Source organism: Thalassospira sp. MIT121401, assembly GCF_047125595.1.
In the GTDB taxonomy this organism is placed as follows: Bacteria; Pseudomonadota; Alphaproteobacteria; order Rhodospirillales; family Thalassospiraceae; genus Thalassospira; species Thalassospira povalilytica.
Genome location: NZ_CP138926.1, coordinates 2292830 through 2313933, shown reverse-complemented (window position 1 = coordinate 2313933; position 21104 = coordinate 2292830). Strand labels below are relative to the sequence as shown.

Here is a 21104-nt window from a genome sequence, read left to right as displayed (position 1 = left end):
CTATACCCGATAACCCACACCGCGCACGGTCTTGATCACATCGCGTCCAAGCTTGCGGCGCACCCGGCTGACATAGACCTCGACCGTATTGCTTTCAATTTCCGCCCCGAATTCATAAAGCGCTTCTTCAAGCTGGCGTTTTGACAATGTCTGACCGGGGCGGCGCACCATCTGGTCAAGCAACGCCCATTCGCGCGATGTCAGATCGGTCTGCACCCCGTCCACCAGAACGGTCCGCCCGGCAAGGTCAACCTCGACCCCGCCATCAAGGGTGACAAACGGATTGGGATTGCCGCTATAACGCCGCGCAACCGCGGCCAGACGGGCCGATAATTCATTCAGATCAAACGGCTTGACCAGATAGTCATCCGCCCCGGCATTCAGCCCGGCAATCCGGTCGGAAATCTGATCCTGCGCGGTCAGAATGATACAGGGAATGGCCGATCCGCGCCGCCTGAGCCCGCGCAAAAGATCAAGCCCGCTGCCATCTGGCAAATTAAGGTCAAGCAACAGCACATCATAATTGGTGGTGCGCATCATGATCTCGGCATCGGTGACATTTTCGCTGTGATCCACCGCCTCGCCACTGGCCAGCAAATGATCGCGCACTGCCTCGCCCAGCATGATCTCGTCTTCGACCAGAAGAATTCGCAACGATTTTCCATCCACGATATCTGCACCAGACCGTTATTGAACCAAACCGTCTGGCTATGCCCCTGTCCTGACAGCAACCTGAACAACGCACAGTGCGCCTTCAGTTGGCTGTCAGGAAACACCGTCATTCTTGTTCCTGTTCGGCGCATCGTTGACACGGCACATCCCGGAAATGTCCGTCACATCGCCTGCGTCCGCCGGAATTCCTGCATCGTTCCCTCTGCCGGATCCGCGTCCCACAGTTATGAAGGATTATGCCCATGAAAAGAACTGTTTTCCCAACCGCCCTTTTTGCCGTTGCCATCACGGCCCTTCTGGCCGGGGCGGTCGCGTCACTTTCCTCGACCGCGGCCTTTGCCGACGAGGATTACTGCAAGGTTCCGAAATCGGAATGGAAAACCACCGATGAACTCAAGGCCAAGCTGACCGGCGAAGGCTGGGACGTTCGCAAGATCAAGGAAGACGAAGGCTGCTTTGAAGTTTACGCCATCGACAGCGACGGCAAGAAAATCGAAGCCTATTTCGATCCGGCATCTTTCGTGATCGTCAAACAGGATGGCGAAGACGACTGATCCCCAAAGTCAGTTGTTGCCATATCCGGGTGTTTCTGGCGGCGCCAATAGTCCCCCGCGTCGCCGGAAACGCTTTCTGTCTGTCTGAAAGGAACCATCATGTCGATCAAGGTCTGGGATCCGTTCATCCGCCTGTTTCACTGGGGATTGGCAACAAGCTTCCTGATCGCCTGGATCACCGCCGATGAATGGCACGCCCTTCATCACTGGGCCGGTTATGCTGCCGGGTGCCTGATTGCGCTCCGTCTGGTCTGGGGATTGGTCGGTACGCACTATGCCCGCTTTGCCCAGTTCATCAAGGGCCCGGCAACCACACTTGGCTATCTTGGCGATATCGCGCGCGGTCGTGAACACCGCTATATCGGCCATAATCCGGCCGGGGCGGCCATGATCATCGCTCTGCTGCTTGCCATGGGCGGTTGTGCCTTTACCGGCTGGCTTTATACCACCGATGCCTTCTGGGGCTCTGATGCCCTCGAACATATTCACGAATTTCTGGCCAACGGCCTGCTTGCGCTTGTTCTGCTGCATATTGGCGGTGTGCTGCTGGCAAGCCTGCGCCATCACGAAAACCTGATCCGCGCCATGTTTACCGGACGCAAACGCCGCCCGATGTCTGACGATATCGCCTGAATTCGATCTTTCCCTCATACTGCAAACTTGCGGCGGCCGGTCCTCAACCCCTTCTGGCTGCCGCTTTTTTTTGGGGGGGATTTTGGGGAAAAGTCAAAACGATCCGAAGATCACCCGATGGCCCGTGCCGGATTCCCGACAACCGTGGTTCCCGGCGCAACATCGCGGGTCACCACCGATCCGGCGCCGACAATCGCATCATTGCCGATGGTAATGCCCGGCAAAATGATCGCCCCGCCGCCGATCCACACATTTTCCCCGATCGTCACCGGTTTTCCGACTTCAAGATGTTCCTTGCGCAATTGCGGATCACGATGATGGTCCGCACAGTAAATCTGCACATTCGGGCCCAGCATCGAATGATCGCTGATATGGACCGGTGCGGTATCAAGGATCACGCACCCAACATTCAAAAACACATCACGCCCGAGATGGATATTGATGCCGTAGGCACAATGAAACCGCGCTTCGATCCGCACATCATCGGCACAGGCGGCAAACAGGGCACGCAAGGACGGCCCGATATTGCCGCGTTCTGCCGGGGACAGCACGCTATGCTCGTGACAAGCTTCAAGCGCACGACGGCGCAGGGCCGAAAGCTCCGGATCAAGGCAGCTATACCATTCCCCTGCCTGCATTTTTTCAAATTCGGTTTTGGACATTTCCGGTCGCACTTTGTTGGTTCTATCTGGCGGTTTGTCTTTGGACTGCCGTCTCATGACGGCCTTCTCTGGCCTGCCAATATCCGGGCGCCATGTATCTGGTGCAGACGAACAAGCCTACGCCCCGCACGCGCAATGTGCAATCGCCCAACCGAGGATCTCAGGACGTATAATCGGGCGCAAACAGATCAAGATCAAGCGACGGCCTGACACCGATATCGCGGCGATGGCGGCTCAGAAACGCGCTTGCCGCCTCCCGCCCGAGATCGCGCAGCATGGTCATGAAGCTCCATTCCGCATTGAGTTTCGAGGAATGATCAAGATCAAGCATATCTTCACTGGCGATACAATGCATGCGCATCGCCCCCCATTTGGCGGCTTCGCACATATGTTCGGGCGCATCCTTGCGCAGGATCGAAATCATCCGCAGCTCTTTCATCAGGCTGCTGTTAAATGAAACCTCATTAAGCCGGTTGGCAATTTCACGTGACGTTTTGGGCACCCCCGGCCGCCTGACCGGATTGATCTGCACCAGAACCGTGTCATCGGACCCGCATTCCAGCACCAGCGGGCCAAGGCTCGGATTGCCGGTATAACCGCCATCCCAATAAGGCACGCCATCAATCTCGACCGCCTTGTAGATCGTCGGCAAACAGGCCGATGCCAGCAACACATCAACCGTAATATCGGGATTGCGAAATACCCGCCCCTGCCCGGTTTCAACATTGGTTGCGGTGATAAAAAGCTTGGCCGGACTACTGTTCAACGCCTTGAAATCCACAACCTCTGTCAGGATCGCCGCCAGCGGATTGTCGCCAGTTGGATTAAGGTCATAGGGCGAAAACATCTTGGCACTCATATCAAGCCACATATAGGCCAGCGAGTTTTCAAGCGACCAGTTGCCAAACAGAATATCAATCGGGCTGCGTTGCAGCGGGCTGAACCGCGCGGCTTCGGACACCGCACGCCAGAAAGTCTCAAGATCGGCCCGTGCCCCTTCATAACCGCCCCTGGCAACCCCCGACGTCACCACAGCCGCATTCATCGCCCCCGCCGAGGTCCCCGAAATCGCCTCGATGCTCAGTTCCTCATCCTCAAGCAACCGGTCCAGAACGCCCCATGTAAACGCCCCGTGCGACCCGCCCCCCTGAAGAGCAAGACTGATATTCTTGCGCGGCTTTTTGCCCGCACTGGCACTCGCACTGGCACCCGGACCAGCCCCCGCATCCATGCGCGCATCACCCCCGGCATCAGCTCCCTTCTCGGTTTCCGTATCCGTCCCCGTATCCGCGCCCTTCGCACTCATACCGCCTCCTGCCTCACATCACACAACCCGCAATCATGATATGTCGCAGCCGGCACAAATTGCCAGTTTCTCTCCTGCAACGAACGACCATAACAATCCTAGGTTGATAAATTTATCATCATAAGTTACTAATATAATATTACAACAGACGGCAAAGGGGGCTCTCATGGGTCGACAGCACTTCAAATATATGCTTCCGGCCTTCCTGGGCCTCGCGACCATCACTGGTTGCACCGAGCTAAAATCAGGTCTGGTAAGCAACGACGGAAATGAAGCACTGCAAGGGGGCGTTCTTTATAGCCTTCCAATGGTGCAATACGCGCTCGAAACAAGCTTCCGTATAACGGGCTGCCCGGATCCCTCGATTGCCGACATTCCATTAGAAGCAGGAAATATTCTTCTTGCGCCGGATTTTGAAATCAAACAGACCGCAAAGGAAAACATAACCCCCGACCCGGACAAGCTCTATATCCTGAACTATGAAGACATGTCAGGTCCGACCAAAACCTCGACTTTGAAAGTGGATTTGCACGAAAACGGCACACTCAAAAGCATCAATGCAGGCGTCACGGATCGCACCACCGAAGTTGCAAAGTCTGCGATCAAAACCGGCTTCAAAATCGTCCAGCTGGCCTCCGGTTTTTCAGGCGTTATGCCATTAGACAAAACCAAGTCTACAGACGTTGGCGGTGTCATATGTACTCCCTACGCAGAGCAACTAATGATCAAGCGGAGCTCAACCAGCAGCAAGCAACAGACAGAAACGGCAACATTACTTGTTAAAACACAGGCACTTGAAAAAGCACGTGCGGTTGTAGAAGCATCTGCCAAACCCAGCGATCAGGCCGTCCAGGCGCTTGAAACCGCTTTGAAAGACAGCCTGGCTGCGGAAAAGGCACTGGCTGGAACTCAAAAACTGCTGGCAAAAATAGACGCTGCCTTGACGATCAAGGTTTCTGACACGTGGCCGAAACAAGGAACCGAGACGTCAACCCGAACCCGCATGCCTGCGCCACCGATTTCCAAGCTTTTGAGGGATGGTTCATTCACGCTGGCAAACGACGGTTTGAAGGCACAAGTGACCACAACGTCCCTTGCTGAACTGCCTGAACAGCTTGCTGTCCTCACCGAAATATCAAAGGTCACAAGCACTGGCCCAACCGCCGGAAATTGCAGTGACGGGAGTTGGGATTGCAGTTCTGACAGACAGGGTGTCTATTATCGTGTCCCGGCGAAGGCCTATCTGCGTTCTTGCATGACAAGTTCCGCTTTGAGCACAACCTGTCTGAGCATTCCCGAAGAAGGCCTGCTTTTGAACGAGTTTCTCGATGTTCCGCAACTTGGTGTTCTTGCTGTCTTGCCTCTGAAAAATGGCGTTGGGCAGGATAATGTTCTGGCCGCGACATTCTCAGACAAGGGCATGCTGGAAACATTCAGCTATGATGAAAAAACGGCTTCCCTTGAAAAGATTGCAGGTGTTCTTGATGACGCTGTCGATAATGCTTTGGCCTTCAAGGAACTTCGTCGAACTGCCGAACTTGAAGACCTGAAACTTGAAAAACAGGAGGTCGAAGCACGCAACGCATTGCAGGCCGCGATCGCCGAAGGCCAACCCGACCCGACAGGCGAAAGCACCGCACAAATCAACAGCGAGACAGAACTGCTAAATGCCCTGCTCGAACGCATCAAGGCCCAAAAGGCCCTTGAGGAAGCCCAGGCTGCCTTAGCGGCGCAGTGATCCTGCGATCAGGCGACGGCTCCTGATCGGGTTGGTTCCGTTGCGGCTTGTTTCGCCTCAACATACGCCAACTCGCCTGCATGTTGCGCAAGCCCCGCGCACGCGGTTGCCCATGCCGGGTCATCACCATAAAGCGCGGATCGCAGATAGGCCCATGTCATGCGCTGGGTGATGGCAAGGCGGTCCGGGTCCTCGTCGTCGGTTTCCTTGGCATCATATCCGGCAATGCCGCCCAGCCCGTGTTTGCCACCGATCAGGGTCAGCAAGAACTCCCCGCCCGGCGCATGATGGAACGGATCGGTGTGCCAGGCCGCCCCGCGCGTGGTCAGGTTCGGATTGATATCCTGATCGCCCGCCACCACCAGCGTTCTGGTCGTCATATGCGAAAAATCGGGATTAAGCGCGGTATAGTTCCGGCGCGCATGATCGCTCAGGCTGTCGCCACCCCGGCCCGGTGCGGCCAAAAGAACCCCGGCCTTGATCCTTGGCTCGATCAGATTGACATCCTGCGCATCCGGGTCGGCACTGTCGCTCAGCCGCGCGCCCAGCAACATGCCCACCGTCTGCCCGCCAAGCGAATGACCGACCGCCGCCACCCGGCCATGATCAAGCCGCCCGTCCAGAATAGGGCTGGCACGTTCGATATCATCAAGATGGTCGAGAATGGTTTTGAAATCCTCGACCCGCGATCGCCAAAAGAACGGTGCGCCGGGCGCGTCCGCGCCAAACCCGGCGACTTTGGAATTGCCATGGGTCGGCTGGATCACGACAAAGCCGTGCTCGGCATAGAAATTGGCAAGCGGCCCATAGCCATCCTTGGACGGGATATAAAGCGACGGACCATGCCCGTGCGACAACAGGATAATAGGCAAATCCCGCCCCTGTGCCGGGGCGGTCACCCGCATTTCGATCGGCTTGGGCCGCCCGGGTGCGGCCAGGATCACCGGACATACCGAAATGGTCGAAACAGCTTCATTGACCGGAATGTGGCGGGCCTTATCAATCAGGTTATTCATCGCTGAGATCCTTTTCCGATTGGCGAAACCGGATGTTTCACCTATATATCCCGAAACGGAACATTGATCCGATAAGCTGCGGCCCGTAAGCGGGCTCATAAATGGATCAACGTTCCGCTTATGCGAATGCAAATATGGAACATTGTTCCGTTTATCAAGCGCAAAATTTGACGCAAGGATTCCGTCCGCGCGTCAAAACCAGATTTTGCTATTGGAAAACAATGAGATGACCGACGATTCTGCCGTCGAAAAAAAAAGCATCCGTGCCGATGCCCTGCGCAATGAGGACGCGCTTCTTGAAGCCGCCAAGGAGATTTTTGCGACCTCGGGGGTGGATGCGCCCGTGCGTGAAATCGCCGCCAGGGCCGGTGTTGGCGTCGGCACGCTTTATCGTCGTTTTCCCAAACGCAGCGACCTTGTGGTTGGTGTTTACAAGCGCGAAGTCGATGCCTGCGTCAAAGCCGCGGCCGACTTCACGCGCCAATATGGTCCGGGCGATGCCCTGACCCACTGGCTGAAACGCTATTGCCAGTTCATCGTCACCAAAAAGGGATTGGCCGCCGCCCTCTATTCCGGCGACCCGGCCTTTGATGCCCTGCCCGCCTATTTCCGCGCCAATTTCGAACCGACCCTGCAATCCCTCCTGCAATCAGCCGCCAGGGCCGGTGAAATCCGCGGCGATATTGACGCCTTTGACTTGCTCCGCGCCATCGGCAACCTCGCCTCCGTCGGCGGCACCGAGGGCGCCGAACACACGCACCGCATGCTCGAACTGATGATTGACGGGCTGCGTTTCGGGGCGGCGACGCGCTGAAATATTAGTCCGTTACGCGACACCATCATGCTGCAACGCAGTGAAGAGACTGAACCGTACTCTCTCAAAGCCACCTATCGTCTGGCACAATGCGACCTGAGCGGTATTGATGCCTCCAATCGTTGAGCTCAAAATTGCCTCGACCATGATTTCAGCATCTCAAGCAACTGATCCAGAACGCCCCGTGCAACCCGCCGCCCTGAAGGGCAAGACTGATATTCTTGCGCAGTTTTCTGGCCCCCTTCTTCGTCAAGCCGTCCGCATCCGCCCCCATACCTGCCCTCTGTCATGTCTTTGGAATCTTTACAGTGAGCGCTGATTAGCACCATCGAAATCAATCACAATAGATTCCTTGCAAAAAATAAATAAGAACAGCGTTATCGCCGATATGACGAATTCATTTTGGAACGCCCATACTCACCAAACATCCGAAAGCGACAGTTAGTTTAATTCTCTTCAATTTTAAACCACCTAACATGCTTGATTTTACAGCCATAAAACGTATAAATGAAGAATAAATACTACCAAGGGGTGACGAATGAAGAACAACGAGCGCCTTTTCTATATTTTCGAATGTGAAGTCGCCTCCAAAAGCAGCGGTGCGGTTTTGCCTACTATCACCGATCTTGCTCAAATTTGGAAAAAACACTTCGAAGATGATGTGGCGTCGGTTCCGATAAGGAAGGCATCCGCGCATCTATTGGTGGGTGACATTGATGCTGACCACGGCAAAAATAAGGATACAATTAGTGTCCTCATTAGACTGTCAGACACAGAAGCACCTAACGTCGTCTACTCTGATATTCCGAATAAGAAATACATCGAACATCAAAAGTCAGGAACAGAAGGGTATGAGGTTGGTGCTCATTTCATAATTTCAACTTTACCCGAAAAAGGAAAGCCAAACACATATTTAGCAATATTAGAATCTGTTCCTGGACTAAATTATAGGGAAGTTCGTAGAGCACTAAATAAGATTCTGCATAATCAATATGACAGAGACCCTACTCCCTTCGAATATGTTGACCCATTTGGCAGAAGAACAAAAGATGGCGCACCCAAACTAATCAAACATCTTCCGCGCTTAGATTTTCGAGGACTCCCGTCTGAAAACTTGATTAACGACATAAATCGCGGAAACATAAGTGAAATAACCTTAATAAAAACGGAGCAGAAAACTCCCGTTGGAGGTGTCTCCTACCTCAAGAAAGAGGAAACAAATGTAAGAATTTCTGTAGACAATAAAAACAAGTCCCAAAATGCATGGGATGATATAAAAAGCGCCATGCTGTCACAACACAAAGCATTTCCCACGAGCAAAATATCATTCAAACTACCTGATCAGAAAAGATCAGTTACGGTAAATATTGAGAACAAGAGCGGTGTGCCGATTGATGATATTTATATAAAATCCTTTCGGATCGATAAAATATACCCCCTTCTAGCAAGCTCCTCGAGGTCACTTGTTAAACATTTAATTGAAAAAGCGAGACCACGCTTGATCGAAGAACGCAACACGTGATACAAGAACAATACGAGAACATCCGAGGTGGACATGTGGTACGAACTAACACGAGGGCTGGCCTACCAGAGAATTGAGCACCCTTCCATTGGTTGGTACAATAAATGGATGCCGCTGCTTCTGGCTGTCCTTGCAAGCGCTTGCTATATTGCGCTACCTGCAAAGCCCCCGCTTATAGCTGGCACCTCGCTATCCAACTCAATCCTGGGCCTTGTCTCGACCCTACCCGGATTTTATTTAGCTGCTCTAGCAGCTTCTGCCACGTTTGATCGCCCTGGCATGGATTCTGAAATCCCAGAACCCGCCCCCAAACTCAATATATCCACCCAAGGAAGCACTGAGAAAATTTCACTTACAAGACGCATGTTTCTCACTTACATGTTTGCATATCTCACCCTGCTATCCTTACTCATTTGCGGATTATTAATATTATCTTCCGCAGCACTACCTACAGTAATTCTTTTACTCAAAGAAATACCAAATGATATATCGATATATATATCGTTTATATTAAAAGTTTTATTTGTTTTCATTAACTCCACATTACTATTTTCACTTTCGATAACCACATTGCACGGCATATATTTCCTATGCGAAAAGATACACCAACCACAATAATAATATTAATCAACATATTATATGCATAATATTAAACAAACAACTTAGATAACAACAAATTAAATCACCAATATTTACTTCACAAAATGATAATAATTTCATTTTTTTATTTTAAATTCTGTATAGATCACGTCATATAAATCCAGAGACAGAGATGATCGCCCTCTAAACTCCACTTGTGGTCAGATATGAAAAACGAACGATTCCCTCTGTTGTTTTGGGCTATTTACAGTCAATACCACTCCAACGCTGCCGGAAGATCAAGGCCTGCGGCCTGTTCACGGACCTGATGCAGGAACAGGCTGGCAATCGGGGACAGGCTTTTGCTTTTACGCGTGATGATGCCGATATGGCGCTGGCGGACCGGGGCGGATAGCGGCACGAAGACAAGCCCCTTGTCGCGCGTCATGTCCGATACCCGGGCGGCCAGTTCCGGCAGCACCGTGATCCCCACCCCCTGGGCCACCATGGCGGCCAGCGTGAGGGTGTTGGATGTTTCGACCGTCGGGCGCGGCAGGGTGATCGGCATGACCGAAGCACCGTCGCCCGCACCTGCGCGTGCTGCGGATTTCGCGGCTTTTCCCTTGCGCTGGTCGGTCAGTTTATTCTGTGCGCGCGCCAGCTTTTCGGCCTGTTTCATCACCCCTTTGGCCGCCGCGATGCCAAGCCTTGCGGCATCTTCGATGGCCGGACTTGTGAAATCCGATCCGCTATATTGCGGGGCCTTTGCCGCGCCCTCCCCCCGGGGCTCGCCGCTGACCCCGGCCATCATTGCCGATGTCCCTGATTCCGGACCCAGCCCGACAAAGGGCTGATCGGACAACTGCGCCCAGGTCACGAACGGGTGTTTGGCAAAGGCATGATCGGCCCGGCACAGTACGCCGAACCGATCTGAAAACAGCGGCCGGAACGCGATATCGGGCAGCGCTTCCCACTCCCCGGCGATGCCGAAATCGGCCTCGTTCGCCGCCACGGCTGCATGGACCTCCCCGGCATTCATTTCATCAAGGCGCAAGCGCGCATCGGGATGATCGACCACAAAGCGCGATATCACGGCCGGCAATATCCGGGTCAAAACCGACGGGGCCGCGGCAATGGTGATTTTCCCGCCAATCCCCTTGGACAGCGCATCAAGATCGCCCAATGCCTCCTCGAAATCGCCAATCAGCCGCTTTGCCACCGGCAAAAACCGCTCCCCCGTATCCGTCAGGGTGACCTGCCGTGTCGTGCGATCAAAAAGGGCTGCCCCCGTCACATCCTCGAACTGGCGAATGGTGGTGGTCAGGCTGGGTGGCGTAACGCCAAGGACGGCCGCCGCCGCCGTAAAGGACCCGTGATCGGCCACCGCCACAAAGGACCGCATATGGCGCATATTCAGCGATGAAAACATCGAAACTCCCCTTTTTTCAGCCATTTATGACCCAGTGATAACGGCCATTACAGCCCAATTAAATCACCCAATCCACCAGTACAGTTTCAGCACAGTTCCAACACAGCTTCTGCATTCTTTCTAACGGCTTCAGCACAGCTTGCAAGCGGCTTCCGAGCGGCTTCAACATGATCTCAACACGACACCTGCATCCGCACGCCGCCAAAACGGCCGCTGCACCGTTGCAACCCGACTGCTGCACGGCTGTTGCACGGCCACTGCACGACTTCCACCTGGCTATTGCACCGCTTCTGCACGACTTCTGCCCGGCGATTGCACCGCTTCTGCAAGGCTCCGGAAGACCTTCGGCTCACGCCCTTCCGCCCACGCCCTTCCGCTCATGCCCCGGCACAGAAACCATGCCCCAAATCCCCAATCCGCATGCCACCCGGACGACCAAAGGCCGCCAAAACCGGGCTATAGCGCGCTGGGCTGGGCTGGGCTGGGCCGGGTCGGGTCGCACCGAAACGGACCAACTCAGAGCCAACCAGCCCAAACCAAACTTGCCCGAACTGAACTGAACCGAACCAAACAAGCCCTGTCCAGGCCAATCCGGGCCAAACACCATCAGGCCAGGCACCATCAAACCAGCCCCCCTTGCCAGGATGGGTTCACGCCAGAACAGCTCAAACCACCGCTGCCCGATCAAACAGCACCACGCGCTGTAAACTTTTCTTTACACCGGCACTTTATGGCCGCTGCGCATCCACACCCTTTGATTGATGCCCGATGCCAATTTCCCAGCCTGAAAACAAATCCTCATACAAATAAATGGGTACAGCGGCTAAAAACGGCCTCCGGTTTCCCGGCACGGGTGCCCGAATTGCTAAATACTGTCCGGAGGTGTCAGCAAGTCGGTCTTTGCAGCATGGTTTTCCAGTCGGGATTATTAGGCAAAAACTAATAATCATTCGGAATTTTCAATTTGTCCAATTAATCCTGATCGGGTCAAATAGGGAAAATTGCCATGACATCGATCCCGCCCCGGTGCCAGATCCGCCATGAAATCCGATATCAAGTCCGGTATCAGACTTGCTATCAGAACTGGCATCAAACCCGGAACCAAACCAGCATCCGGCCGGGGGATCGCAGACAGAGAGATCACCATGCCCGCCGCGACCGCCACCAAAAGCGTTATTGCCAAATTGCCCCGCCTGACCCCGGACCGGTCGCTGGACAGTTTGACGCTAAGTTTCCTCAAAACCCTTGAATCCGAAGGAAAATTTAGCGGCGAAATCCATGCAGATTTCCCCACCCGCCTGATCCATGCCACCGATAACAGCGTCTATCAGGTGATGCCGCGTGCAGTGTTGCAGCCGCGTACCCGCGATGACATCAATATCGTCATGGAAATGGCCGGTCGCGAAAAATTCAGCGAGGTCAAAATCACCCCGCGCGGCGGCGGTACGGGCACCAACGGCCAGTCGCTAAATAACACCATCATTCTCGATACTTCCAATTATCTCAATAACATACTGGGATTTGATGCGGAAAAGGGACTGGTTCATGTTGAACCGGGCGTGGTGCTGGATCAGCTGAATGCCTGGCTGAAACCGCATGGCTATTTCTTCCCGCCCGCCGTCTCGACCGCAAGCCGCGCCACGGTTGGCGGCATGATCGGATCGGACAGTTCGGGCAAGGGATCGCGGATTTATGGCAAAACAAGTCACTATATCCATGACATGACCACCGTCCTGATTGACGGCACCGATTTCCGCACATCCGCCCTAAGTGCCGATAAAGCAAAAGAAATCATGTCCCGCGACGACCGGGTTGGCGCGCTTTATCGCAAGGTCCATGACGAAATCGCCCCGCGTCGTGATCAGATCAAGGCAACCTTCCCGGAAATGAACCGCGGGCTGACCGGCTATAACCTTAAGGAAGCCGTTTCCGATCAAGGGGATATGAACCTTTCCTTCCTGATTGCCGGGGCTGAGGGCAGCCTTGGCATGGTCAAGGAAATCACCTTCCGCGTTATTCCCCTGCCCAAGCACAAGGCGATCACCGTTGTCCGTTATGACAGCTTTGATAGCGCCCTTCGTCACGTGCAAGCCCTTGTAAAGTTTGATCCTGTTGCGATTGAAAGTATTGATGACAAGGTCATGAAACTGGCCGAGCAGGATGAAAGCTGGCACATGCTGGGCAAGCTTTTGGGTACGGAAAACAGTACCGTTGCCACGCGCGGCTTTAACGTCGTTGAATTTGTTGGCGAAACCCCCGAAGAAGTCGCCGCCAAACAGGACGAATTGCGCGCTTATCTTGATGGCAATCCCGACACGGCTTACGCCCCGATCGGCTTTGTGCAGGCAACCGACCCCGGCCAAATCGCTGCAATCTGGTCAATCCGGGCGAAATCGGTGGGCTTGCTGGGCAATCTTGAAGGCAAACGCCGCGCGACACCATTCGTCGAAGATACCGCCGTACCGCCCGAAAACCTTGCCGATTTTATCGCCGAATTCCGCGCACTTCTGGATGCCGAAGGCCTTGATTACGGCATGTTTGGCCATGTGGATGTGGGGTGCCTTCATGTGCGCCCGCTTCTTGATATGTGCGATGAAGAAGACGAAGCGCGCCTGCGCCGGGTATCGGACGCGGTCGCCGAATTGACCAAGCGCTATAACGGCCTGATCTGGGGCGAACATGGCAAGGGTTTCCGCGGTGAATACAGCCCGATCTATTTCGGGCCGGAGCTTTATGACGTTCTTCGCCGCATCAAGGAAGCCTTTGATCCGGAAGGACAATTAAACCCCGGCAAGATCGCGTCCCCCTATTCCAAGGACATCCCGATCACGGCAATCGACGAGGCCCCGATGCGAGGCCAACTTGACCGTCAGATCGAAGATGCGCTTCGTGATGAATACCTTAATGCGACGCGGTGCAACGGCAACGGGGCGTGCTTTAACTGGGATCTGATGGATGCCATGTGCCCGTCCTATAAGGTCACCCGGTCGCGGGTGCATTCGCCCAAGGGCCGTGCAGGAATGCTGCGCGAATGGATCAGGCAGCTTTCGGTCGGCACCGACCCGATGAACCAGGATCTGGCGGTGATCAACGGACGGGATTTCTCGCACGATGTTTATGAATCGATGGCCGGTTGCCTGTCATGCAAGGCCTGCGCAGGGCAATGCCCGGTCAAGGTCGATATCCCGGAAATGAAATCCCGGTTCCTCGAGACCTATCACACCCGCTACAAACGCCCGGTGAAGGATTATGTCATTGCAAAACTTGAATATATGGCCCCGCTTCTGGCAAGCGCGCCGGGCCTGTTCAATGCTCTGCAATCAATCCCGCCGATGCCCTGGATTTTCAAGCGCCTCATTGGCCTGACCGATTTGCCGAAGCTTGATACCCGGGGCCTTAAATCGGCCTTGCGTGCGCGTGGCATTGGCAAATTCCGGCAGGCTGATCTTGATGGCCTGAGTGCCGATGAAAAGGCCAAGTCGGTCATTATCTTGCAGGATTGCTTCACCACCCATTATGACACCGACGTGTTCCTTGCCCATGTGGACCTTTTGCAACGCCTTGGATACCGGGTGTTTGTGCCGCCCTATCGCCCGAACGGCAAGGCCATGCATGTCAAAGGCTTCCTGAAGAAATTCGATTATCAGGCCAAGCAGAACGATATCGTTTATGGTCGCCTTGCCAAATCCGGTGTCGCCATGGTCGGCATCGAGGCCAGCGTCACCCTGACCTATCGCCAGGAATATGCCCAGCGCCTTTCAGACCGACCGGATTACCGCGTACATCTGTTCCATGAATGGCTGGCGTCCGAAATCAATGACGGTCGCCTGAACGCACCGAAAATTGATAACGCCGTTAACATGGATATTCCGGCAAGCCTGTTCCCCCATTGCACCGAAAAAACATCGATCCCCGATGTCGGCGTGAAATGGCAGAAAATCTTTGAGGCGTTCGGTCTTAAACTGACGGCCGAGAAAACCGGCTGTTGTGGCATGGCGGGCGTTTACGGCCATGAAACCCGCCATAAGGAAACCTCGCGCGCGCTTTATGATCTTAGCTGGAAAAAGAAGGTGGATGCGACGGGGGCGGAAAACATGCTGGTCACCGGCTATTCATGCCGCTGTCAGGTCAACCGATACGAGGGCGTGAAACCACAGCACCCGGTGCAGTATCTGGCGAAACTTGTGGCATAGGCCCCATGATCCGCCACATCGCCCTGACCAAATTACGCGCCGACGTTACCAAGGCCGAAATCGACAGCATGTTTGCCAAACTGGCAGACCTTCAATACCGCATCCCCGGCATACGCGACTTTGATGGCGGCGTTTCCGTCAGCCCGGAGGGCCCGGAACAAGGCTTCCGCCACGGATTTTCAATTGATTTTGGGGATATGGCAGTACACGACGCCTTTCTGGAACATCCAGAGCACAAGGCTTTGGGAGATCAATTAGCGGCATTGCTGGACGGTGATTTGGCCAGATTGATGGTATGTAATCTAATCATCGATACGTATGAGTAGTCGCTGGGCTTCGAACTCTACCAGTTGCTTATCATTACAGCGAAAAAGGCAATGGGAAGCCTGCCCTTATGCAGAATCACTATTTTTAGTTGAAATAATATTCCAAAACTCATTTTAGTTGATACACTACTAACTTAATTTAAGAAAAACGTCCTATCGCTTCGGAGTGAGCATGAGCAAGGAAAACCAGTTTAGCGCACCAACTAAAAGAACACTGTCCGAAAGAGCGGGATTTCGCTGCTCCTTTCCTGGCTGCGATAGAGTAACAATCGGGCCAAACGAAGAATCTGATGAGAAAAGCTCGGCAACTGGGATGGCCTGCCATATCTATTCAGCTGGAAACAGCCTTCCAGCTAGGCGCAAAGGCAACTTGCTAAGCAAGGAGTTTCTCTCATCCCCAGAGAATGGAATCTGGATGTGCTATTTTCACGGAAAACAAATTGATACGGACGAAAAACGATATTCTGTGGAAACACTAAAGGAATGGAAAAAGAAAAGTGAACTCAGCGCGAAGCTACGCCATGAGAGAGGCGAAAACTCCGATATTTCACGAGCCTTATACGAAGCACACCCTATTATCCCTCTACAACTGACACATACACAGGACGAGCAAGAAACACTGGTCGAAACAATTGAGGACTTTTTAACTCAATGCTCAATTGACGATCTTTGGGGAAAAGAACTGAGAAACTCTACCCAAGAATTAATTTTCGAAATTTCTACTAATGCATTCAAGCACGGATGCGCAAAAATTATATACTTAAGATCAACCAAAACAGGTATAGTACTATCAACTGATGGAGAACACTTCTCACTTGAACAGCTCATTGCGTCAGAAAAGGGAAGAGGCGGGTCTCTTTGTTTAAGTTCATTTAAAAAACAACACTACGATCACGTTTTTCTAAATTACAACATTGAAAACGAGCTTAACACATACACTATTAGTGCGCCATTGAGCGCATCTAACATGCTAGAATCAAATCATAAATGCTCAATTACTTTAAATGACCTATCTGACGCTAGGCACGCAAAGATAAAGGAATTCAGTAAAACTTCTATTGATTGCGAAAATATATATATTGATGCTGGAATAATGCTGCACACAAGCAATCTATATTTACTATGTCAACTAATATCAGAAAGTGAACAACTGTCTTCAAAGAAAATAATCATACTAACAAAAAGGTTCTCCAAAGGACTAGAGGAAAGCGTGTATGAAATACCAGAATTCCAAAAGCTCAATATAAAAACAATAGAAACACATAACTAACCCATCATGACAAAAAACTTATTTACTTTATTATTATCCAATCTCAGCAAAAGAATCTATTTGAGCATTGGGGTCGTTGGGCACCATTCAGAGGATTAGCATGCTTGCTCAGATAGCTGTTGATGTCACCAGATTGGATTTCTGCCGAGGAAAATATTTGCCATCGCCCTTGTGGCCCATCACTTCGCCGTCCTTGACCACGGTTTTGCCGCGCACGATAATGTGCATAGGCCAGCCTTTGACTTCCAAGCCTTCATAGGGGCTGTAGTCGCAGCCCTGTTGCAGGATGTCGTTGGTGATGGTGACGTTTTTGTTGGGGTCCCACAGGGCCAGGTCGGCGTCCGCCCCAATCGCGATTGAGCCCTTTTGCGGGTACATACCATAGAGTTTGGTGTGGTTGGTCGATGTCAGGGCGACAAAGCGGTTGAGGTCGATGCGGCCTTTTCACAAGCCTTTAGCGAACTGGGGCGGCATGCGGGTGTCGTTGACCGCACTTCCAAAAAATCACAAAAACGGCAGCATGTTTTTGACGTGATCGGCGAAGGCGGTTGTGGCGGGGTTTTGGGTGCCCTCGCCTGCGATGACTTTCAGGCCAAGCTTGGGCAAGGCGGGTAACGGGGCCTTGAGGATATACAGGTCATTGGGCACCGCCTTTTGCATCATCACACTGATGGCAAGACCGGAACGAGCCACGGCGATCAGGCCGGTCAGGCTGCTGCTGGCATAGGAAATCTTGTAGGGAATTTGGGCGGCCTCGATGGCATCACACGCGGCCTTGTGATCAAGGGCGTTTGATGCGGGCAAGGCCAGCGGGATGGTTCGCAAGCTGTCGCCGCCCCCCAATCCATCGCTGATAGTGTTTCCAATCCCGGTGCCGAAATCATGCAGATCAAGGGTCGGTTTGGCACCGACCCAGGCCAGTTGTTCGGTCCGTGCGACATCGGGCTCCCCGTCCGGGTTGGCGACAGAGACCAGTGCCAGATCGATCTGACGCGCGCGCAGCATTTTATGAAGTTCCGGCGTCGGGGCCGAAACCACCTTGATCTCGACATCAGGATAGATCGTCCCGAAGCTTTTAAGCAGGGCCGGGAAAAACGCGATCAGGTAATCCTCGGGACAGCCAAACACCATCGATCCGCGCAGACCCCGGTCGGAAAAGGCAAAGACCGCCTCGTCATGCAGTTTCAAAATCCGTTCGGCATAGCCAAGAAACCGTTCGCCACTTCCGGTAAGGCGAACGCCACTGCCACTGCGATGAAAAAGCGTCTGGCCCAGCGCATCTTCAAGACGCTGAATCTGCATGGTGACGGTTGATTGCGTGCGCCCGACCTGAAGGGCGGTTGCGCTGAGCGTCCCGGAATGGGCGGCGCGCACAAAGGTCGTCAGCAGTTTGAGATCAAGCAAGGTTTGCATCGCTTTGCCACCGCATATCAATTTTTCCAATACCGGAATGCCATCATTATCAATTTTACGAAGATATCAACAGCCGATACCCTGTATCCATCAAAGACACACGCTGCAGGGAGCCAACCATGTCAAACAATGCCGATCCGAAATTCTGGGATGCCGCCAAAAAACACCTGATCCGCTATGGCGGAACGTTCGAACCAGCGATCATTGAACGTGCCAAGGGATCGTTTGTGTATGATGCCGACAACCGCGCAATCCTTGATTTCACATCCGGGCAAATGAGTGCGGTTTTGGGCCATGGGCACCCGAAAATTGTCGAGACTGTGCAGCGTCAGGTCGAAACCGTGGCCCATCTGTTTAGCGGCATGTTGACCCGCCCGGTCGTCACCTTGGCCGAACGGCTTGCAGCGCTTGCGCCGGGGCTTGATCGTGTGCTGTTGCTGTCCACAGGGGCCGAAAGCAACGAAGCCGCCATTCGCATGGCAAAGCTTGTGACCGGCAAGCATGAAATTGTCGCCTTTTCCAAAAGCTGGCACGGGATGACCGGGGTTGCGGCATCTGCGACCTATAGTGCGGGGCGCAAGGGATATGGTCCGGCGGCGGTCGGGTCGCTTGCCATTCCGGCCCCCAATGCATTTCGTCCGCGGTTTAAAAATGCCGACGGGTCGCTTGACTGGCAGACCGAACTTGATGACGCCTTTAACCTGATCGATGCGCAATCAACCGGCAATCTTGCGGCATTCGTCGCCGAGCCGATCCTGTCAAGCGGCGGGATGCTGGAACTTCCCAAAGGTTACCTTGCAGCACTCAAGCAGAAATGCGTTGAGCGCGGGATGCTGTTGATCCTGGACGAGGCGCAAACCGGCATTGGCCGCACCGGCACCATGTTTGCCTTTGAACGCGATGGCGTGATGCCCGATATCCTCACCCTTTCGAAAACCATCGGGGCCGGATTGCCGCTTTCGGCCGTGATGACCACGCCCGAGATTGAAGATGCCGCCCATGAAAAGGGTTATCTGTTCTATACCACCCACGTGTCCGATCCCCTGCCCGCCGCAGTTGGCGTAACGGTTCTTGATGTGGTGGCCGAAGAAAATCTTGTGGCCCGCGCAGGTCACTTGGGCAAACGGCTGTTTGACGGGTTGGCTGCGTTGAAAAACCAGTATTCATGCGTGGGGGATGTGCGCGGACGCGGGCTTATGCTGGGTATGGAGATCGTCAAGGATGGCGGCGTGCCCGATCATGATCTGGGGGCCGCGATTGCGAGTGAGGCATTCAAGCGCGGGCTTAGCATGAATATCGTCAAGCTTCCGGGCATGGGCGGTGTATTCCGCATTGCCCCGCCGCTGACCATTTCCGAAGAAGAACTTGATCTTGGCATTTCGATCATCGGGGACAGCATTGCGGCAAGCCTTAATGGTCGCTGATCACGTTCACATCAGTTGACAGACCAAACGAAACAGAGGTGAAATCAGACAAAGCCAACCTTCACAAAGGTCTTGTCATGATCCGCCATATCGTTCTGGTCAAATTCCAATCGGGCATCAAACAGGATGACATCACATCCCTGTTTGATGCCCTTGCCAATCTTGGCACGCTTGTTCCCGGTATGCGGGGCTTTGATGGCGGCATATCGGTCAGCCCGGAAAAGCTTGAACAGGGTTTCCGGCATGGGTTCTGCATTGATTTTGATGATGCCGCCGCGCGTGATGCTTACCTTGAACATCCCGAACATCAGAAACTTGGCGGGCAATTGGTCGGGATGCTTGACGGTGGTTTGGCGGGGTTGGTGGTGTTTGACCTTGAGATGGCCTAACCCGCATCATTCAAGTATATACAATTGACATATACATTCAAAATCCCGACAATAGCACCTTGATCCATCCTTGCAGGAGGTCGCCATGACGCAAGCATCCGTATTCCTGAACAACAAGACGCAGGCCGTGCGCCTGCCCAAGGATGTCGCCTTTCCTGAAGGCACGAAAACGGTTGAAGTGATCTCGGTCGGGGTGACTCGCGTGATCGTTCCAAGCGACCATCTTTGGGATACGTTCTTTGATGGTCATGCCGTCAGTGACGATTTCATGGAAGACCGCAACCAGCCCGCCATGCAGGAACGGGATGGGTTTTAATGCTGCGGTTCATGCTTGATACCAATATCTGCATCTATGTCATCAAGAACCGCCCGGCCTCCTGCCGCGAGAAGTTCAGCACCCATAGCGGTGCGATGGCAATTTCATCGGTGACACTTGCAGAATTGATTTATGGCGCCATGAAATCGGCCAAACCCGAGAGCAACCTTCGCACCATCGAAGAATTTGCTGCACGCCTGAGTGTTCTTGATTTCGATACCGATGCTGCCGGTCATTACGGCGATATCCGAAGCACACTTGAACGCGAAGGCAAAGTCATCGGGCCATATGACATGATGATTGCCGGTCACGCACGCAGTCACGGCCTTATCCTTGTCACCAACAACATCCGTGAATTTGAACGGGTCGACGGCTTACGGCTGGAGAACTGGGTTTAAACACGATCCCCAGCCTTAGTCCCAGCCAACAGGAAACACATTCCCTCATTCAAGCCGGTACTTCTGTTTCGAGACATAAGGGTGAAACTCAGCATGTGTGAGCATAGTTTTGTCGAGCACTTTCTTAAGCTCTGCTCCCATGTCTTTTAGAATTTCCCGATTACCTTTCGTTTGGCGCTTATCAACTTTGTCCAAATGATAATTCAACTCGTAGTCTTCAGAAAAATTTACATACTCGTGATCACTAATACCCATTTTTAGCTCCTATCAAACTGCCACCTGATATCGCCAAGGTCCATACGATAGCCCTCGTGCCCACAATAACACTTTAAGGTGATTTTTTAACTTAAAAATAAACCTATGATATAAATCCGCATAGCAATGACTAATTTGCGCAACATCAAAGAATGTAGTGCGGCAACCCTTTAGGATCATTCCAGAAAATCGGAC

20 protein-coding genes are annotated in these 21104 nt (G+C 53.2%); 12 read left to right on the top strand and 8 right to left on the bottom strand.

The window, feature by feature from the left end; translation table 11 throughout:
• Positions 1-669: a response regulator transcription factor gene (locus tag SIB88_RS10600; protein ID WP_412558031.1), complete on the bottom strand. Its 669-nt coding sequence runs from the start codon at positions 667-669 to the stop codon at positions 1-3.
• 245 nt (positions 670-914) lie between these two features.
• Here SIB88_RS10600 and SIB88_RS10595 point away from each other — a divergent pair, with 245 nt between their 5' ends.
• Positions 915-1226 carry a PepSY domain-containing protein gene (locus SIB88_RS10595; RefSeq protein WP_068518068.1) on the top strand — a complete coding sequence of 104 codons (312 nt, stop codon included), beginning with the start codon at positions 915-917 and terminating at the stop codon, positions 1224-1226.
• 99 nt (positions 1227-1325) lie between these two features.
• Positions 1326-1859 carry a cytochrome b/b6 domain-containing protein gene (locus SIB88_RS10590; RefSeq protein WP_412558030.1) on the top strand — a complete coding sequence of 178 codons (534 nt, stop codon included), beginning with the start codon at positions 1326-1328 and terminating at the stop codon, positions 1857-1859.
• 110 nt (positions 1860-1969) lie between these two features.
• On the opposite strand, the gene SIB88_RS10585 is transcribed toward SIB88_RS10590, so the two are convergent.
• Positions 1970-2521: a sugar O-acetyltransferase gene (locus SIB88_RS10585; protein WP_412558029.1), complete on the bottom strand. Its 552-nt coding sequence runs from the start codon at positions 2519-2521 to the stop codon at positions 1970-1972.
• A 160-nt stretch (positions 2522-2681) separates the two neighbouring features.
• Positions 2682-3827 (bottom strand): patatin-like phospholipase family protein, encoded by a 1146-nt coding sequence (locus tag SIB88_RS10580; protein WP_412558028.1) that lies wholly within the window; start codon positions 3825-3827, stop codon positions 2682-2684.
• Positions 3828-3993: 166 nt separating this feature from the next.
• Between SIB88_RS10580 and SIB88_RS10575 the strand changes: the two genes are divergently transcribed.
• Positions 3994-5565 carry a hypothetical protein gene (locus tag SIB88_RS10575; RefSeq protein WP_412558027.1) on the top strand — a complete coding sequence of 524 codons (1572 nt, stop codon included), beginning with the start codon at positions 3994-3996 and terminating at the stop codon, positions 5563-5565.
• An 8-nt stretch (positions 5566-5573) separates the two neighbouring features.
• On the opposite strand, the gene SIB88_RS10570 is transcribed toward SIB88_RS10575, so the two are convergent.
• Positions 5574-6581 (bottom strand): alpha/beta hydrolase family protein, encoded by a 1008-nt coding sequence (locus SIB88_RS10570; protein WP_412558026.1) that lies wholly within the window; start codon positions 6579-6581, stop codon positions 5574-5576.
• A gap of 226 nt (positions 6582-6807) precedes the next feature.
• Between SIB88_RS10570 and SIB88_RS10565 the strand changes: the two genes are divergently transcribed.
• Entirely contained in the window at positions 6808-7395 is a 588-nt protein-coding gene (locus SIB88_RS10565; RefSeq protein WP_412558025.1) for a TetR/AcrR family transcriptional regulator, read from the top strand.
• A gap of 538 nt (positions 7396-7933) precedes the next feature.
• Complete coding sequence (locus SIB88_RS10560; protein WP_412558024.1) at positions 7934-8917, top strand: hypothetical protein; 984 nt, start codon at positions 7934-7936, stop codon at positions 8915-8917.
• Between the two features lie 850 nt (positions 8918-9767).
• On the opposite strand, the gene SIB88_RS10555 is transcribed toward SIB88_RS10560, so the two are convergent.
• Entirely contained in the window at positions 9768-10925 is a 1158-nt protein-coding gene (locus tag SIB88_RS10555; protein ID WP_412558023.1) for a LysR family transcriptional regulator, read from the bottom strand.
• Between the two features lie 1145 nt (positions 10926-12070).
• Between SIB88_RS10555 and SIB88_RS10550 the strand changes: the two genes are divergently transcribed.
• The 3 genes from SIB88_RS10550 to SIB88_RS10540 all read left to right on the top strand — a co-directional run bounded on the left by SIB88_RS10550 (position 12071) and on the right by SIB88_RS10540 (position 16714).
• Positions 12071-15118 (top strand): FAD-binding and (Fe-S)-binding domain-containing protein, encoded by a 3048-nt coding sequence (locus tag SIB88_RS10550; RefSeq protein ID WP_412558022.1) that lies wholly within the window; start codon positions 12071-12073, stop codon positions 15116-15118.
• Positions 15119-15123: 5 nt separating this feature from the next.
• Positions 15124-15444, top strand: coding sequence for a Dabb family protein (locus tag SIB88_RS10545; protein ID WP_412558021.1), 321 nt, complete (start codon positions 15124-15126; stop codon positions 15442-15444).
• A gap of 172 nt (positions 15445-15616) precedes the next feature.
• Positions 15617-16714 (top strand): hypothetical protein, encoded by a 1098-nt coding sequence (locus SIB88_RS10540; RefSeq protein ID WP_412558020.1) that lies wholly within the window; start codon positions 15617-15619, stop codon positions 16712-16714.
• Between the two features lie 108 nt (positions 16715-16822).
• Here the strand turns inward: SIB88_RS10540 and SIB88_RS10535 are convergent, their stop codons facing one another.
• Positions 16823-17149, bottom strand: a complete 327-nt coding sequence (locus SIB88_RS10535) for an amidohydrolase family protein (RefSeq protein WP_412559408.1) — start codon at positions 17147-17149, stop codon at positions 16823-16825.
• A gap of 69 nt (positions 17150-17218) precedes the next feature.
• The gene (locus SIB88_RS10530; protein WP_412558019.1) at positions 17219-18127 is read right to left on the bottom strand and encodes a LysR family transcriptional regulator; all 909 of its coding nucleotides are present in this window, start codon (positions 18125-18127) and stop codon (positions 17219-17221) included.
• A gap of 119 nt (positions 18128-18246) precedes the next feature.
• On the opposite strand from SIB88_RS10530, the gene SIB88_RS10525 reads away from it, so the two are divergent.
• The 4 genes from SIB88_RS10525 (at position 18247) to vapC (ending at position 20654) form a co-directional block, all read left to right on the top strand.
• Positions 18247-19551 carry an aspartate aminotransferase family protein gene (locus tag SIB88_RS10525; RefSeq protein WP_412558018.1) on the top strand — a complete coding sequence of 435 codons (1305 nt, stop codon included), beginning with the start codon at positions 18247-18249 and terminating at the stop codon, positions 19549-19551.
• A gap of 38 nt (positions 19552-19589) precedes the next feature.
• Positions 19590-19940 carry a Dabb family protein gene (locus tag SIB88_RS10520; protein WP_412558017.1) on the top strand — a complete coding sequence of 117 codons (351 nt, stop codon included), beginning with the start codon at positions 19590-19592 and terminating at the stop codon, positions 19938-19940.
• 85 nt (positions 19941-20025) lie between these two features.
• Positions 20026-20256 carry a type II toxin-antitoxin system VapB family antitoxin gene (gene vapB / locus SIB88_RS10515; protein WP_228195922.1) on the top strand — a complete coding sequence of 77 codons (231 nt, stop codon included), beginning with the start codon at positions 20026-20028 and terminating at the stop codon, positions 20254-20256.
• The gene (gene vapC / locus SIB88_RS10510) at positions 20256-20654 is read left to right on the top strand and encodes a type II toxin-antitoxin system tRNA(fMet)-specific endonuclease VapC (RefSeq protein ID WP_286886717.1); all 399 of its coding nucleotides are present in this window, start codon (positions 20256-20258) and stop codon (positions 20652-20654) included. Before vapB ends, vapC begins: the two co-directional genes overlap by 1 nt.
• A 45-nt stretch (positions 20655-20699) precedes the next feature.
• Here vapC and SIB88_RS10505 read toward each other — a convergent pair whose 3' ends face one another.
• Positions 20700-20909, bottom strand: a complete 210-nt coding sequence (locus SIB88_RS10505) for a hypothetical protein (protein ID WP_286886716.1) — start codon at positions 20907-20909, stop codon at positions 20700-20702.
• Positions 20910-21104: the final 195 nt, after the last annotated feature.